General features: G+C 68.4%; 14 protein-coding genes and 1 pseudogene. 10 read left to right on the top strand and 5 right to left on the bottom strand.

All coding sequences use genetic code 11. The annotated features are described in order from the left end of the window. Nucleotides 1–16: 16 nt before the first annotated feature. From ABC766_RS00860 to ABC766_RS00850, 3 genes are read left to right on the top strand one after another with little or no spacing between them, the layout of a single operon-like run. A complete protein-coding gene (locus ABC766_RS00860) occupies nt 17–340 on the top strand; it encodes a hypothetical protein (RefSeq protein ID WP_345820652.1) in 324 nt (107 codons plus the stop codon). Further along, a complete protein-coding gene (locus ABC766_RS00855) occupies nt 340–738 on the top strand; it encodes a hypothetical protein (protein ID WP_345820650.1) in 399 nt (132 codons plus the stop codon). The genes ABC766_RS00860 and ABC766_RS00855 overlap by 1 nt, the downstream gene beginning before the upstream one ends. Further along, complete coding sequence (locus tag ABC766_RS00850) at nt 735–2,627, top strand: ATP-dependent RecD-like DNA helicase (protein ID WP_345820648.1); 1,893 nt, start codon at nt 735–737, stop codon at nt 2,625–2,627. Before ABC766_RS00855 ends, ABC766_RS00850 begins: the two co-directional genes overlap by 4 nt. A 54-nt stretch (nt 2,628–2,681) precedes the next feature. On the opposite strand, the pseudogene ABC766_RS33950 reads toward ABC766_RS00850, so the two are convergent. Further along, nucleotides 2,682–2,885: pseudogene (locus tag ABC766_RS33950) on the bottom strand (DNA polymerase IV); the annotation flags it as partial. An 86-nt stretch (nt 2,886–2,971) separates the two neighbouring features. Between ABC766_RS33950 and istA the strand changes: the two are divergent. Then, the gene (gene istA / locus ABC766_RS00845) at nt 2,972–4,270 is read left to right on the top strand and encodes an IS21 family transposase (RefSeq protein ID WP_427902312.1); all 1,299 of its coding nucleotides are present in this window, start codon (nt 2,972–2,974) and stop codon (nt 4,268–4,270) included. Continuing rightward, on the top strand, nt 4,270–5,058 hold the full coding sequence (istB, locus tag ABC766_RS00840) for an IS21-like element helper ATPase IstB (RefSeq protein WP_127991182.1): 789 nt from the start codon (nt 4,270–4,272) through the stop codon (nt 5,056–5,058). Before istA ends, istB begins: the two co-directional genes overlap by 1 nt. Nucleotides 5,059–5,103: 45 nt before the next feature. Here istB and dinB read toward each other — a convergent pair whose 3' ends face one another. Further along, nucleotides 5,104–6,060 (bottom strand): DNA polymerase IV, encoded by a 957-nt coding sequence (gene dinB / locus ABC766_RS00835; protein WP_345820646.1) that lies wholly within the window; start codon nt 6,058–6,060, stop codon nt 5,104–5,106. 280 nt (nt 6,061–6,340) lie between these two features. Between dinB and ABC766_RS00830 the strand changes: the two genes are divergently transcribed. Both ABC766_RS00830 and ABC766_RS00825 read left to right on the top strand, forming a co-directional pair. Then, nucleotides 6,341–6,958: a DNA polymerase thumb domain-containing protein gene (locus ABC766_RS00830; RefSeq protein WP_425287545.1), complete on the top strand. Its 618-nt coding sequence runs from the start codon at nt 6,341–6,343 to the stop codon at nt 6,956–6,958. A 192-nt stretch (nt 6,959–7,150) separates the two neighbouring features. Beyond that, nucleotides 7,151–7,378 carry a hypothetical protein gene (locus ABC766_RS00825; RefSeq protein WP_342141177.1) on the top strand — a complete coding sequence of 76 codons (228 nt, stop codon included), beginning with the start codon at nt 7,151–7,153 and terminating at the stop codon, nt 7,376–7,378. Between the two features lie 51 nt (nt 7,379–7,429). On the opposite strand, the gene ABC766_RS00820 is transcribed toward ABC766_RS00825, so the two are convergent. The 3 genes from ABC766_RS00820 to ABC766_RS00810 form a co-directional block, all read right to left on the bottom strand. Beyond that, nucleotides 7,430–7,630 carry a hypothetical protein gene (locus ABC766_RS00820; protein WP_043350668.1) on the bottom strand — a complete coding sequence of 67 codons (201 nt, stop codon included), beginning with the start codon at nt 7,628–7,630 and terminating at the stop codon, nt 7,430–7,432. Between the two features lie 111 nt (nt 7,631–7,741). Next, nucleotides 7,742–8,368 carry a bifunctional nicotinamidase/pyrazinamidase gene (pncA, locus tag ABC766_RS00815; protein WP_345820645.1) on the bottom strand — a complete coding sequence of 209 codons (627 nt, stop codon included), beginning with the start codon at nt 8,366–8,368 and terminating at the stop codon, nt 7,742–7,744. 11 nt (nt 8,369–8,379) lie between these two features. After that, the gene (locus ABC766_RS00810) at nt 8,380–9,357 is read right to left on the bottom strand and encodes a quinone oxidoreductase family protein (protein WP_043379664.1); all 978 of its coding nucleotides are present in this window, start codon (nt 9,355–9,357) and stop codon (nt 8,380–8,382) included. 212 nt (nt 9,358–9,569) lie between these two features. Between ABC766_RS00810 and ABC766_RS00805 the strand changes: the two genes are divergently transcribed. The 3 genes from ABC766_RS00805 to mfd all read left to right on the top strand — a co-directional run bounded on the left by ABC766_RS00805 (nt 9,570) and on the right by mfd (nt 13,993). Continuing rightward, on the top strand, nt 9,570–9,866 hold the full coding sequence (locus ABC766_RS00805; RefSeq protein ID WP_043351869.1) for a succinate dehydrogenase assembly factor 2: 297 nt from the start codon (nt 9,570–9,572) through the stop codon (nt 9,864–9,866). Nucleotides 9,867–9,891: 25 nt separating this feature from the next. After that, nucleotides 9,892–10,122 carry a hypothetical protein gene (locus ABC766_RS00800; protein ID WP_043351867.1) on the top strand — a complete coding sequence of 77 codons (231 nt, stop codon included), beginning with the start codon at nt 9,892–9,894 and terminating at the stop codon, nt 10,120–10,122. 274 nt (nt 10,123–10,396) lie between these two features. Further along, the gene (gene mfd, locus ABC766_RS00795; RefSeq protein ID WP_043756801.1) at nt 10,397–13,993 is read left to right on the top strand and encodes a transcription-repair coupling factor; all 3,597 of its coding nucleotides are present in this window, start codon (nt 10,397–10,399) and stop codon (nt 13,991–13,993) included. Nucleotides 13,994–14,135 lie beyond the last annotated feature (142 nt).

The following is a 14,135-nucleotide window of genomic DNA, read 5'->3' as shown; positions in this document are numbered from 1 at the left end:
CAGGTGGAAGGGGCGGTTGACGTGGGAGGCGCTCTGCGAAGCGGTCGCCCGCGAGACGGGCGCAAGATATACTCGGCAGGCGCTTAACAACTACGTCGAGATCAAGGCTGCCTACAACGCCTATGGTGCAAAGCCGACTCCGGCCCCGGAGAAAAGGGCGCTGAGCAGGACGCAGCAGAAGATCCGCGACCTGGAACGGAAGGTCACCGAGTTGGAGGCCGTACGCGATGCGCTGCTAGAGAAATTCGCCCGCTGGGCGGTCAACGCTAGCACTCGCAACCTGGACGAAGCCTTCCTGGATCAACCGCTGCGCCGGATCAACCGTTCGGAGAATCGGTGATGGCGCAGAAATCGTTCCTTGAGGTTAGCGAAGAGAACCACGCAAAGCTCGTCGAGTTCATCGAGCGACTGCGCGCAGCGAAACTGAAACTTCCGGGACGTCTCGGTAAGGTCAACAAGACTGCGGTCGCAAGGGCCTGCGGCTTCGCCCGGGAAGTGTTTCAGCAGAACCCCCGCTTCGCTCGGACCCTGGATGACGCCATCGAAGAATTGGGCATCGACGTGCCCGAGGCCGAAGAGCCCGAGCCACGGCATAGCGGGGACAAAGCCAGGATCATGCGTCTTGAGCAACAGCTCGCCGCCGCCCGCAGCGAGGGCCACGAGTTGAGAAGGCGCTTGCGCCGCTACGAAGCTATCGTTGATCACATGGCAACGTCCGGCCGACGGGTGATCCCATGACCGCCTCAGCCGGTCTGGCTCCGGGAAAGGACCTGCCTCCTGGTCACCACGTGGTCCAGTTCCTGGCAGGCCGGGCGGAGTTCGTCGGCATCGGTCCGGCGACGGCCCAGCGGATGTGGGATGCCTTGGGAGAAGATCTTTACGGCATCTTGAACGAAGGCGAAGTCGAGCGCCTGGCGGAGGTCCTACCGCGCACGCAGGCAGAGATCGTCTGCACTGCCTGGAGAAACCAGAGGGCCATTACCGAGGCGGTCGCGTTCTTCGACAGGCACGGCATTTCCAACCGTTCCGCCCGCAAAGCCGTGGATCTGTGGGGCGACGATGCCCTCGCTAAGCTGCGAGAAAATCCCTACCGACTACTGACGCTCTGCTCCTGGGCGGAGGTGGATCAGGCCGCGGCACAGCTTGGGATCCGGCCGAATGACCCGCGGCGGCAGGTCGGCGCGGTGGAGGCCGCACTCTACGACCGGCTCGACGACAAGCATACAGTCACAGCCGAAGAAGCGCTCGTCCTTCATGTCCGGAAACTCCTAGGAGGGACAATTGAGGAGGCTGATCGCGCCCTGACCGCAGCGGTGGAAGACGGAGCGGCCATCCCATGTTCCGGGGGCTATCAGCCTGCGGGGGCCGCCTATGCCGAGCGCTTTATCGAAGCCCGGATCCGGGCGGCCCTAGATGACGCCAACGGTCGCAAGGACCTTCTGGTGAGCAGACCAAGCCAAGAGGCAATGTCGTCCTTCTTGGGGCGCTACAGCACCGTTGCGCCGCATCCTCTGACCGGCGAGCAGGCCAAGGCGGTCATGATGGCGCTGAGCCATCGGTTCTCGATCCTGACCGGCGGCGCAGGTGTCGGCAAGACTACAACGCTCCGGGCAATCAATGAAGCGGGCGAACACTTCGGCGTGCATGTACATCAGCTTGCCCTCGCCGGGAGGGCTGCCAAGCGCATGACAGATGCAACCGGGAGACCAGCCCGAACGATTGCCTCCTGGCTGTGGGATGCCTCGAAGGGTCGCGCAGAAACGGGAGCTCACACGCTCGTCGTGGTGGACGAGGCCAGCATGCTGGATCTGCCCACGCTCTACCGCATCCTGTTTTACCTTCATGAAGATGCGAGCCTGCTGCTGGTCGGGGATGTCGCCCAGCTAGCTCCAATAGGCTATGGCCTTACGCTGCACCGGCTCGTTTCGACCCCTCGGATCCCTCGCGTTGACCTGACCCGCATGATGCGGGCTGACGAGGCGACGGGCATTCCAGCCGTTTCCCGTGCTGTCCGCGATGGCGTGTTGCCGCGGTTGCCGGTTTACGAGACCGGCCGGATGGGATGCAGCGTCATCGGATGCCGGCAGGATGAAATAATCGGAGCAATTGAACGGGTCCGCGACGACCTGCGTGATGAGGACGTGCAGGTCGTAGGATCAACCTACGCCGGACCTGCCGGGATTGCTTCGATCAATACGTACTTTCACCGCTACAATGCTCACGGCAGTCCCCGGCTGAGGCGGTTTAGCGAGGGCGACCCGGTCATTTGGACCAAGAACGACTATGAGCGGGGGCTTTGGAACGGCAGCATGGGCCATGTCCTGACCGTAACTGGAGACCAGCTAACGGCGCAGCTTGACGGCCAAACTTTTCAGTTCATGGCCGAGGATCTATCGGCTCAAATGGACCTCGCCTATGCGATCAGCACCCATAAGGCCCAAGGATCGCAGTGGGGCACCGTCGTCGTACCCCTGTCCCCCGGTCGTCTTTTTGACCGGGCGCTCCTCTATACGGCGTTGACCCGCGCCGAACGACGCGTGGTCCTGGTTGGCGACCTCCGGCTATTGGAGCGGGTGGTGACACAGCCGCCAGCGTCGCTTGCGCGTGATGTCGCGCTATCGGTCTGAGCAGTTGCGCCATGTTCATTGAGCGAAGGGTTTGATAGAGCCTGGATTGTTCCTCTAGAGACTAAGTGATAGCTGGGGGCTATCATCCCCGCGGATTTCGTCTGCCTCCGTATTGAGCCCCGAAAGGGACACTCCAAGGAGACGGACTGTTTTCGGCATGGGGAACAATCCTACGAGTAACTCTTCGCTGATCCGAGCAATGCTGTCCCTATCAGTGATATCTTCCTGGACGGTGCGACTTCGCGTGATCTGCCGAAAATCTTCGTACTTGTGTCAGGCGACACGGCAAACTGACCCCCTGACGCCATGAGGATCTGACCCCCTCGATGAGCGAGGAGGTCGAGATGATCAGGAACGAGGCTCAGGCTCTGACGCGGATGGACGATCCGTGGAGGGCCGAGATGAAGACGCCGGACGACGTGTCGGCGATGATGCGGCTGCAGGCGCTCGGCTGGGGCGCGAAGCGGATCGCAGCCGAGCTTGGCTGTTCGAAGAACACGGTGAAGCAGTGGCTGCGACGGGGGGATTGGCGCCCCTGCGCGACGCCCTCGCGCTCGAAGCAGCTCGACGGCTTGGCGGACTGGCTGGTCGAACGCTTCCGGCAGCATGCGGGCAACGCCGACGTCGTGCGCCAGGATCTGGCGACCGAGAAGGGCATCCACGTCAGCCTGCGCACGGTGGAGCGGGCGGTCGCGCCGTTGCGGCGGGATCTGGTGATCGCCGCGCGGGCGAGCGTGCGGTTCGAGACGCGGCCGGGCGAGCAGATGCAAATCGACTTTGGCGAACGGCGCGTCGAGATCGGCGGCGTGCCGACTCGGGTCTCCCTGTTCGTAGCGACGCTCGGCTACTCGCGCCGCCTGCACGTGCGTGCCTTCGGCCACGAACGGCAGGAGGACTGGTTCGCCGGGCTGGAGAGCGCTTTCCGGGCTTTCGGCGGCGTGCCACACGAGGTGTTGCTCGACAACGCTCGCGCCCTGGTCTTGCACCACGACCCTGTGAGCCGCGAGGTCGTCCTGCACCCGCGCCTGCACGCCTTCTCCCGCCACTGGGGCTTCCGGGTGCGGGCCTGCGCCCCGTACCGGGCGCGCACGAAGGGCAAGGACGAGCGCGGCGTCGGCTACGTCAAGAACAATGCCGTGGCCGGCCGCCGCTTCGCGAGCTTCGCAGCCCTGGAGGCGCATCTCGATGCCTGGACGCGGGACGTCGCCGACCGGCGCGTGCACGGCACGACCGGCGAGGCGCCGGGCGAGCGGTTCGCCCGCGACGAGGCTCGGGCGCTACGGCCGCTCGCGGGCGTGCCGCCGTTTTCCGCCGCGCGCGATCTCGTGCGCCGGGTCGGAGCGGACTGCGCGGTTGCGGTCGACGGCAACGCTTACTCGGTACCCTGGCGGCTGATCGGTGAGCGGGTGCGGGTCACCGTGAGCGGAGCGGTGGTGCGCGTCCACCACGGCGGACGGGAGGTCGCCGCGCATGCCGAACTGAAGGGACGTCACGGCCGTGCGGTCGACGACGCTCATCTGGCCGGGCTCGTGGGTAGCCGTGAGCGACCGGCTCATCGGCGCGACCCGCCTCCTCTCGTGGCGACGCCGGAACTGCTGCGTCCGCTCGCCGAGTACGAGGCTGTCGCCGGGGGAGGCTTCTGATGAGCGAGGAACACGATCACCTCACCGTACTGCTCGACCGCCTGAAGCTGACGGCCATGCGTGACCAACTCGACAGCCTGATCGACGAGGCCGGCCGGGGCGAACTGACGATCCGCGAGGCGCTGACGCTGTTCTGCGAGCGGGAGATCGCCCGGCGCGATCAGCGGCGCATCGACATGGCCTTCGGGCTGGCCCGCTTCCCGTTCGTGCGCGACCTGACCGGCTTCGACTTCGGCGCACAGCCCTCGTTGGACAAGGCGCAGATCCGCGAGATCGCCACCGGCCGCTTCATCGCCAACGGTGAGGCGGTGCTGCTCCTCGGACCACCCGGGGTGGGCAAGACGCATCTGGCGGTGGCGATCGGGCGTGCGGCGATCGTGGCCGGCTACGGCGTGTTGTTCACCCCAGCCACGACGCTCGTGGCGCAGTTGGCCAAGGCGCACGCCGAGGGGCGGCTGGAGGAGCGGCTGACGCACTATGCCAAGCCGAAGCTGCTGATCATCGATGAGCTCGGCTACCTGCCGTTCGAGCCGGATGCCGCGCACCTGTTCTTCCAGCTCGTCAGTCGCCGCTACGAGCGCGGCGCGATGCTGGTGACCTCGAACCGGGCGGTGGGCGAGTGGGGCAGCGTGTTCGGGGACGCGGTGGTGGCCACCGCCATCCTCGACCGGCTGCTGCACCATAGCCACGTCGTCACCATCCGCGGTGACAGCTACCGCCTGCGCGAGAAGCGTCGCAGCGGACTTCTACAGAGGGCCGCTATCGTCCCCAACCCCACGCCCGTCTAGGCGAGGAAACCGGCATGGGGGTCAGATCCTCGTGACGCGAAGGGGTCAGTTCCGGTTGTCGCTTGAAAACTTGACCTTTAACGTCACGGTGCGTCCACGCAGATCCGCTCTTAAGCAGTAATTCCAGACCTTGTCGATGATCGGGGCCAGAGCTTTCTTCATCTCGCCATAGGAGGAAAGGTCGCTCTCGAAAGTATTCTCGGCCCCGACGGACTTCCTAATGCGATCCGGTCGAACGGGACGCTCGTCAATGCCGCGGGAGATCCAATAATAATAGCTTCCGGCCTTGCCGAAGTGCTGGTGGAGAAACTCCATTGACGCCGCCTTCAGATCCAGTCCCTTAAAGATGCCGAGGCGGTTCATCTTCTCTTCGGTTTTCTTCCCGATGCCGTGGAATTTGCCGACCCGAAGCCCCTCGACGAAGGCGGGAGCCATTTCCGGGGTAATCACGAACTGACCATTCGGCTTGTTCTGATCGGATGCCATCTTGCTTAAGAATTTGTTTGGGCTGATACCGGCCGATGCAGTGAGCCGTGTCTCGTCCCAGATGCGGGCTCTAATCTCTTTCGCAATCTGGGTTGCATATTCAATGCCCCGCAGGTTCTCTGTCACGTCGAGGTACGCTTCGTCGAGGGATAGCGGCTCGATCAGGGGGGTGTACTCGGCAAAGATTGCTCTGATCTGGAGAGATATCTCTTTGTAGACCTCGAAGCGCGGTTTCACGAAGACGAGATCAGCGCACAAGCGTTTAGCTGTCACTGATGGCATGGCCGAGTGGACTCCAAAGCGGCGCGCCTCGTAGCTTGCCGCCGCGACCACGCCGCGCTCGCGCGATCCACCAACAGCGATAGGTTTGCCGCGCAGGTCCGGGTTGTCCCGCTGTTCTACGCTCGCATAGAAGGCATCCATGTCCACATGGATCACCTTGCGCTGACGTCCCTCCTTGGACGGAGCACCGGAAGAGGTTGGTATCTGCGGACGACTCTGTTCGGTATCGAGCATCACTTGGTCTTGGATGCTGCTGAGGGCATCGGTGCCCTAGGCTGCTCCTGTTCCCGAAATGTACTCCGTGGAGAACCGACGCTCAATCGAGCCATCCTTCCGGTCCACACTTCATGCCAGTTGACAGGGACGTGGTACGATCTGAAATGCCGCTTCGATTGGCGACCAATCAGAGGCATAGTTTACACTCGGCGATGGCTGGAGAGGAAAAACCCCTTTCGCTGCAACGTTCTCTCTCTCAGTTGACGGTGGTAGGTACGCTTTAAAGTTCCTCGCCAAGGTGGCGTCCGACCACAGGAAGCCGAACGCCCTGTTCGTCATCACCCCCGCCATGGGGCCGGACTTCGTGGCCGAATTGCCGATCGGCCGGTTCCACGGCGTCGGTCCGGTCACCGAGGCGAAGATGAAGCGGCTCGGGATCGAGACCGGGGCGGATCTCCGCGCCTGGACGCCGGAGCGCCTGCGCGAGACCTTCGGCTCCGCGGGCGCCTACTACCACGCGGTCGCCCGGGGGATCGACGAGCGGCCGGTCCGCGCCCACCGGGTGCGCAAGTCGATCGGGGCGGAGACCACCTTCTCGGAGGATACGGCGGCCTTCGAGGTCCTGGCCGCCCGGCTGGCGCCGCTGTTCGACAAGGTCTGGGCGGGGGCCGAGGCCAAGGGGATGCGTGCCCGGACCGTGACCCTGAAGCTGAAATTCTCGGATTTCGCCCAAGTCACCCGGGCGAAGTCGCTGTCCGTCCCCGTCGCCGACCGGGCGGCGCTGGAGCGGATCGGCCTCGACCTGCTCGCCGGCCTGTTCCCCCTGCGGCGCAGCGCGCGGCTGATCGGGGTGTCGCTGTCGGGCTTCGCGCAGGACGCGCCCGAGGCGCCGCTCCAGCTCGGGCTGGCGCTCTGACGGGGCGCCCCGTCGCGGGGCGGCGCCCCGTCGCGGGGCCCTGTCGCGGAGCGCCGTCGCGCGGCCCGCGCTGATGCGACGCGGGATCGTCGTGCGGTCGCGCACGCCGGGCCCGCGCGGCCGCCCCCACATGGGATCCATCCGGCGCGGACCGGCATTCCCCGGGACCGCGCGCACCGAAGGGGCCGTCCCATGTCGAAGCCCGCCGTCCTGGCCCTGTCCGCCGCGCTCCTGCTGACCGTCCCGGTGGGCGCCGCCCGCGCCGACGGCACCGCCGCCTTCGGGGCCGCCAACGCGGCGCAGCTCCTGGGCTACACCGCGAGCCCCGCCCAGCTCTACGTCCCGGCGGGCGGCCCGTCCGCCGGGTTCGCGACCGGGCCGGCGCCGCAGCGGCCGAAGCCGCCGGCCCGCGCCCGCTGACCGGGATCGCCCGGGCCGGGCCGGCCCGGGCGTGCCGTCACCCCGGCTCGGTCAGGCGTTCTTGCGCGGCCGGTGGTCCGGGTCGACGCCGCCGTCGCGCTTCGTCTCGTTGTCGACGTCGCCCTCGAAGGTCGAATCCGCCTGCAGATCCGCGGGGTCGGCGCCGCTCATCCCTTTCGACGTGCCGATCCCGGGATTGCCCTTGAGGTCGGCGTCCGTCGGCGTGTCGGTCTTCGGGTGCTTGCCTGACATGCTGGCTCCTGACTGGCATCCTGCCCGGATGCCGATGTCGGGCCAACGCGTCGGGGCGGGGGCGGTCTCCCGCGCGGCATGCGGCGGTTCGCCTCCCGCGCCCCGCGGCGCTCAGCCGATCTGCGCCGCCGCGATCCGGCGGACGCCCGCCGCCTCCATCCGCGCCCAGGCCTGCGCCAGCGACCCGTCCACGTCGATCCCGCGCACCGCATCCTCCACCACGAGGACCTCGAAGCCGGCGTCGCGGGCGTCGAGCGCGCTCCAGGCGACGCAGAAATCGGTGGCGAGGCCGCACACGGCGACGCGGGTGATGCCGCGCTCCCTGAGCGCCCCCGCGAGGCCCGTGCGCGTGGCCCGGTCGGCTTCGAGGAAGGCCGAGTAGCTGTCGACCCGCGGATCCAGCCCCTTGCGCACCACCAGGCTCGCCCGGTCGGTGGCGAGCCCCGGCGCGAAGGTGGCGCCTCGGCTGCCCTGGATGCAGTGCCGGGGCCACAGCACCTGCGGCCCGTAGGGCAGCACGATGGTCTCGAACGGCGCCCGACCGGGATGGGTCTCGGCGAAGGAGACGTGATCCGCCGGGTGCCAGTCCTGCATCAGCACCACATGCCGGAAGCGGTGCTGGAGCGCGTTGATCGGTCCGACCACCGCGTCGCCCCCCGGGACGGGGAGCGCCCCGCCCGGCAGGAAATCGACCTGCACGTCGACGACGAGGAGCAGGTCGGCGTTGCCGGGCGTCACGGTCGCGGGCCTCAGGGCAGCATCACGATCGAGCCGGTGGTCTCCCGGCCCGCGAGGTCGCGGTGGACCTGCTGCGCCTCGGCGAGCGGGTAGGTGGCGTTCACCGCGATCTTCACCGCGCCGTCGCGCACCACCTTGAACAGGCGGGCGGCCGCCTCCTCCAGGGTGGCGCGGTCCGACGTGAAGGTCGCCAGCGTCGGGCGGGTCACGTAGAGCGAGCCGCGCGGGGCCAGCAGGCCGAGGTCGAGCCCGGTGATCGCCCCCGAGGCCGAGCCGAAGCTCGCCAGGAGGCCGAGCGGCGCGAGGCTGTCCAGCGAGCCCATCAGGGTCGCCTGCCCGACGCCGTCATAGACGACCGGCACGCCCTTGCCGCCGGTGATCTCGCGCACGCGCTTGGCGACATCCTCCTCGCGGTAGAGGATGACGTGGTCGCAGCCGTTCTGCTTGGCGAGTTCCGCCTTCTCGGGGCTGCCGGCGGTGCCGATCACGGTGGCGCCGAGGTGCTTGGCCCACTGGCAGGCGATCAGGCCGACGCCGCCGGCGGCCGCCTGCCACAGGATCGTGTCGCCGGGCTTCACCGCGTAGGTCCGGTGCAGCAGGTACTCGACGGTCAGGCCCTTGAGCATCATGGCGGCGGCGGTCTTCTCGTCGACCCCCTCGGGGATCGGCACGGCCGCGGAGGCCGGGATCACCGGCTCCTCGGCGTAGCAGCCGTCCGCCACCGAGCCGTAGGCGACCCGGTCGCCGGGCTTGAACTGCGAGACCCCCTCGCCCACCGCCGTGACGGTGCCGGCGCCCTCCTTGCCGGGGGTGTAGGGCATGTGCGGGGACTTGTAGGCGCCGGTGCGGAAGTAGATGTCGATGAAGTTGACGCCGATGGCGGCCTGCTTGACGCGGATCTGCCCGGGGCCGGGCTCGGCCAGGGGCACGTCCTCGAAGCGCATCACCTCGGGGCCGCCGTACTCGTAGACCCGGATCGCCTTCGGCATCGTCCTGCTCCCGCTCGCCGCCCCGTCCGGGGCGTTGCAGCCCGAGATAACGGAGCGCCCGCCGGAGGCAATTCGTTTTTGGGGCCTCGTACGCCGCCCGTGCGCCGGTTGTAACCCGCCCAGGGGCGCCGCCGTTCTGGATCCGCCGGTCCCGGGCGCCTATCTAGCCCTCGTCCCTGCTCCTGCCCTTCCTCAGCCGAGGTCCGAGATCCATGTCCGGCACCACCCGCACGAGCGCCGACCTCGATCCGCGCCGCCGCCGCCTCCTCTACCGCGCCTGGCACCGGGGCATCCGCGAGATGGACCTGATCATGGGCCGCTTCGCCGATGCCGAGATCGGCGACCTGTCGGAGGCGGAGCTCGACCAGTTCGAGGCGCTGATCGAGGTGCCGGACCGCGACCTGTTCAAGTGGCTCACCGGCGAGGTCGAGACGCCGTCGAACTACGACACGTCGGTCTGGCGGCGCGTCCGGGCGTTCCACCGGCACGACGCGCCGATCCATTCCTGAGAGCGACCGGTCGAGAGTGCCCGCGATGGACGAACCCAAGCCCAACTACGATCACCCGGCCCGGTCGATCGCCACCGAGCTGGTGGTGCGGATCATGCTGGAGATGATGGAGCGCTCCGATCCGGCGCTCCGCGCCGAGATCCTGCGGCAGGCGACGGTGCGCGCCGGGGCGATGACCGAGCACATGCCCAACGCGGATTTCTTCCGCGGCCGGGTCGAGGCGGCGCTGGCGGAGATCGTCGGGCCGGACGCCTGAGGGGCGTGCGCCGGGGTATCCCCGGCCCCGACGCGGCGCGGGCCGCGGCCTCTTCCATGCGGGAGAGGGGACCCGCGCGCCATCCTGAGCCCGGCTCACCGACGATCGGCCGCCCATCGGCGCAGGGCCGTTCCCTGCCGCGACGGAGCGTCCATATAGGCTTTGTCCCGCCGCCCGGCCGCCGCCGCCATGCTTTATCGCGGCGGCCCGATCGGCTAACGCCACCCGAGCTATACCCCTGACGCGCCCGGCGGGATTTCCCGCGAAAGACCCGATGGCCAAGCCTCAGCCGAAGCCCCCCGCCCCCGCCGCCAAGCCGCAGGTCGCGCGCTTCGCCCTGCCGAAATCCTCGGCGCTCGCCCGGGCGATCGACGCCCTGAAGCGCGGCGACAGCCCGGTCCTGGCGAACGCCCCGGAGGGCTTCGACGCGCTGGCGCTCGCCGACCTCGCCCGCGCCCTGGCGCCCACCGTTGACGCGCCGGCCGTGCTGGTCCACGTGGCGCGGGATTCCGGACGCTCGGCCTCGTTCCAGGCGGCGCTCGGCTTCGTCGCGCCCGAGATGGACGTGATGAGCCTGCCGGCCTGGGACTGCCAGCCCTACGACCGGGTCTCGCCGACCACGGCCACGGCCGCCGCCCGGATGACGGCGCTCGCCCGCCTCGCCCGCACCCGCTCCGCCGAGGACCGCCCGCGGATCCTCTGCACCACGGTCAACGCCCTGGTGCAGCGGGTTCCGCCCCGCACCCACATCGCCAAGGAGGCGTTCTCGGCGGCGATCGGCAACGTCGTGTCCATGGACGACGTGGTCGCCTGGGTCGAGGCCAACGGCTTCCTGCGCACCGGCACCGTGCGCGACACCGGCGAGTATGCGGTGCGCGGCGGCATCCTCGACCTGTCGCCGCCGGGCTTAGCCGCGCCGATCCGCCTCGACTTCTTCGGCGACACGCTGGAATCGATCCGCGCCTTCGATCCGGAGACGCAGCGCACCACCGGGCAGCTCCGCTCGCTGGACCTGATGCCGATGAGCGAGGTCCAGCTCACCACCGAGACGATCCGGCGCTTCCGCCAGGGCTACATCCAGAGCTTCGGCGCGGCGACCCGGGACGACCGGCTCTACGAGACCGTGAGCGAGGGGCGCCGCTACGCCGGCCTCGAGCACTGGATGCCGCTGTTCTACGACCACCTCGACACGCTGTTCGACTATCTCGGCGGCGTGCCGCTGGTCTTCGACCCGCAGGTCGAGGACGCCGCCGCCGAGCGGATCAGCCTCGTCCAGGATTATTACCAGGCCCGCGAGGGCGCGATGAAGACGCCGCAGGCCGGCGTCGCCCCCTACAAGCCGCTGCCGCCCCGGGCCCTCTACCTGACGCCGAACGAGCTGAAGGAGCGGATCGCCACCGCCACGGTGGCGCGGCTGACGCCCTTCGCGCAGCCCGAATCCACGGAGCGCGCCGTGATCGATTGCGGCGCCAAGGCCGGGCGGAGCTTCGCCCCCGAGCGGGCCGACGAGAATGCCAGCGTGTTCGACGCCGCGGTGGCGCATATTCGCGACCTCCAGGGATCCGGTCATCACGTGATCCTGGGCGCCTGGTCCGACGGATCCCGCGACCGGCTCTGCGGCGTGCTCACCGACCACGGCCTCAAGAAGCCGGTGGCGATCACCCGGCTCACCGACGTCTACGCGCTGAAGCGCGGCACCGACGCGGCAGTGGCCGTCTGGGGCCTGGAGGCGGGCTTCACCGCGGGCGAACTCGCGGTGGTCTCCGAGGGCGACATCCTGGGCGACCGGCTGGTCCGCCAGAAGCGCAAGGCCAAGCGGCCCCAGGACGTGATCCTGGAGGTGCAGGCGCTCCAGCCCGGCGACCTCGTGGTCCATGCCGACCACGGCATCGGCCGGTTCGTCGGCCTCAAGACGATCCACGCCGCGGGTGCCCCGCACGATTGCCTGGAGCTGCAATACACCGGCGGCCTGCTGCTGCTGCCGGTGGAGAATATCGAGCTCCTGACCCGCTACGGCTCGGAGGATTCCGAGGTCGCCCTCGACCGGCTCGGCGGCGGCGCGTGGCAGGCCCGCAAGGCCAAGATGAAGCGCCGCATCCTCGAGATGGCGGGTGAATTGATCAAGGTCGCGGCCCAGCGCTTCGTCCGGAAGGCGCCGGCCCTCAAGGCGCCGGAGGGGCTCTACGGGGAATTCGCCGCCCGCTTTCCGTTCGAGGAGACCGAGGACCAGGCCAACGCCATCGACGCGGTGCTGGACGACCTCAATGCCGGCCGGCCGATGGACCGGCTGGTCTGCGGCGATGTCGGCTTTGGCAAGACCGAGGTGGCTTTGCGCGCCGCCTTCGCGGCGGCGATCTCCGGCAAGCAGGTGGCGGTGATCGTCCCCACGACGCTGCTGGCCCGCCAGCACTACCGGACCTTCGCGGAGCGCTTCAAAGGATTGCCGGTCCAGGTGGCGCAGCTCTCCCGCTTCGCCTCCGCCGGGGAGATGAAGCAGACGCGGGCGGGGCTCATCGCCGGCACGGTCGACATCGTGGTCGGCACCCACGCCCTCTTGGCCAAGAACATCGCCTTCAAGGATCTCGGCCTGATCATCGTGGACGAGGAGCAGCATTTCGGCGTCGCCCACAAGGAGCGGCTGAAGGCGCTCCAGGCCGACGTCCACGTGCTGACGCTGTCGGCGACGCCGATCCCGCGCACGCTCCAGCTCGCCATGACGGGGGTGCGCGAGCTCTCGATCATCGCGACGCCGCCGGTGGACCGGCTGGTGGTGCGCACCTTCGTGACACCCTTCGACCCGCTGACCATCCGGGAGGCCCTGCTGCGCGAACGCTACCGCGGCGGCCAGTCCTTCTACGTGGTTCCCAGGATCGAGGATCTGGCGGAGGTCAAGAAATTCCTCGACGCCGAGATGCCCGAGATCAAGGTCGCGGTGGCCCACGGCCAGATGGCGGCGGGCCAGCTCGAGGACGTGATGACGGCCTTCTACGAGGGCAAGTTCGACGTGCTGCTCTCGACCACGATCGTGGAATCGGGCCTCGACATCCCCACCGCCAACACGCTGATCGTCCACCGGGCCGACATGTTCGGGCTGGCCCAGCTCTACCAGCTGCGCGGCCGGGTCGGTCGCTCGAAGGCCCGGGCCTACGCGCTGTTCACGACCCCGGCGAACCGCCAGCTCACCGCCCAGGCCGAGCAGCGCCTCAAGGTGCTCCAGAGCCTCGACACCCTGGGCGCGGGCTTCCAGCTCGCGAGCCACGATCTCGACATCCGCGGCGCCGGCAACCTGCTCGGCGACGCGCAGTCCGGCCACATCAAGGAGGTCGGCTACGAACTCTACCAGCAGATGCTGGAGGACGCGGTGACGGCGCTCAAGGCCGGCATCGAGGACGTGCCCGAGGAGGCGTGGTCGCCGACCATCGCGCTGGGCGCCCCGGTGACCATCCCGGAGACCTATGTGGAGGATCTTGGCGCGCGGCTCGCGCTCTACCGGCGCCTCGCCACCCTCCAGGACGATGCCGAGATGGAGAGCTTCGGCGCCGAGCTCATCGACCGGTTCGGGCCGCTGCCGCCGGAGGTGGAGCAACTCCTCAAGATCGGCACGATCAAGATCCTCTGCCTCAAGGCGAATGTCGAGAAGGTCGAGGCCGGGCCGAAGGGCGTGGTGGTCCATTTCCGCGACCGCTCCTACGCCAACCCGCAGGGGCTCGTCGCCTACGTGGCCGAGCAGGCCTCCTTCGCGAAGGTGCGGCCCGACATGAGCGTCGTGTTCGTGCGCGAGCTGAATACGGTCCCGGCCCGGCTCAAGACCGCCACCGAGGTGCTGCGCAGCCTCGTGAAGATCGCCGAGCGGGGGAAGAAGGCGGCGTAACGATCCGCCCGATAGACTCCCTCATCCTGAGGTGCCCGCGTCAGTGGGCCTCGGCACCTCAGGATGAGGGGGCAGGTGGGAAAGCCGTGTGTGTTGCACCGCCCGCCCATCTCTGCTCTCTCCGTCGCGAATCCCAGGAGAC

This window comes from Methylobacterium fujisawaense (genome assembly GCF_039619325.1).
GTDB lineage: Bacteria > Pseudomonadota > Alphaproteobacteria > Rhizobiales > Beijerinckiaceae > Methylobacterium > Methylobacterium fujisawaense.
This window is presented reverse-complemented; position numbering and strand designations above follow the sequence as displayed.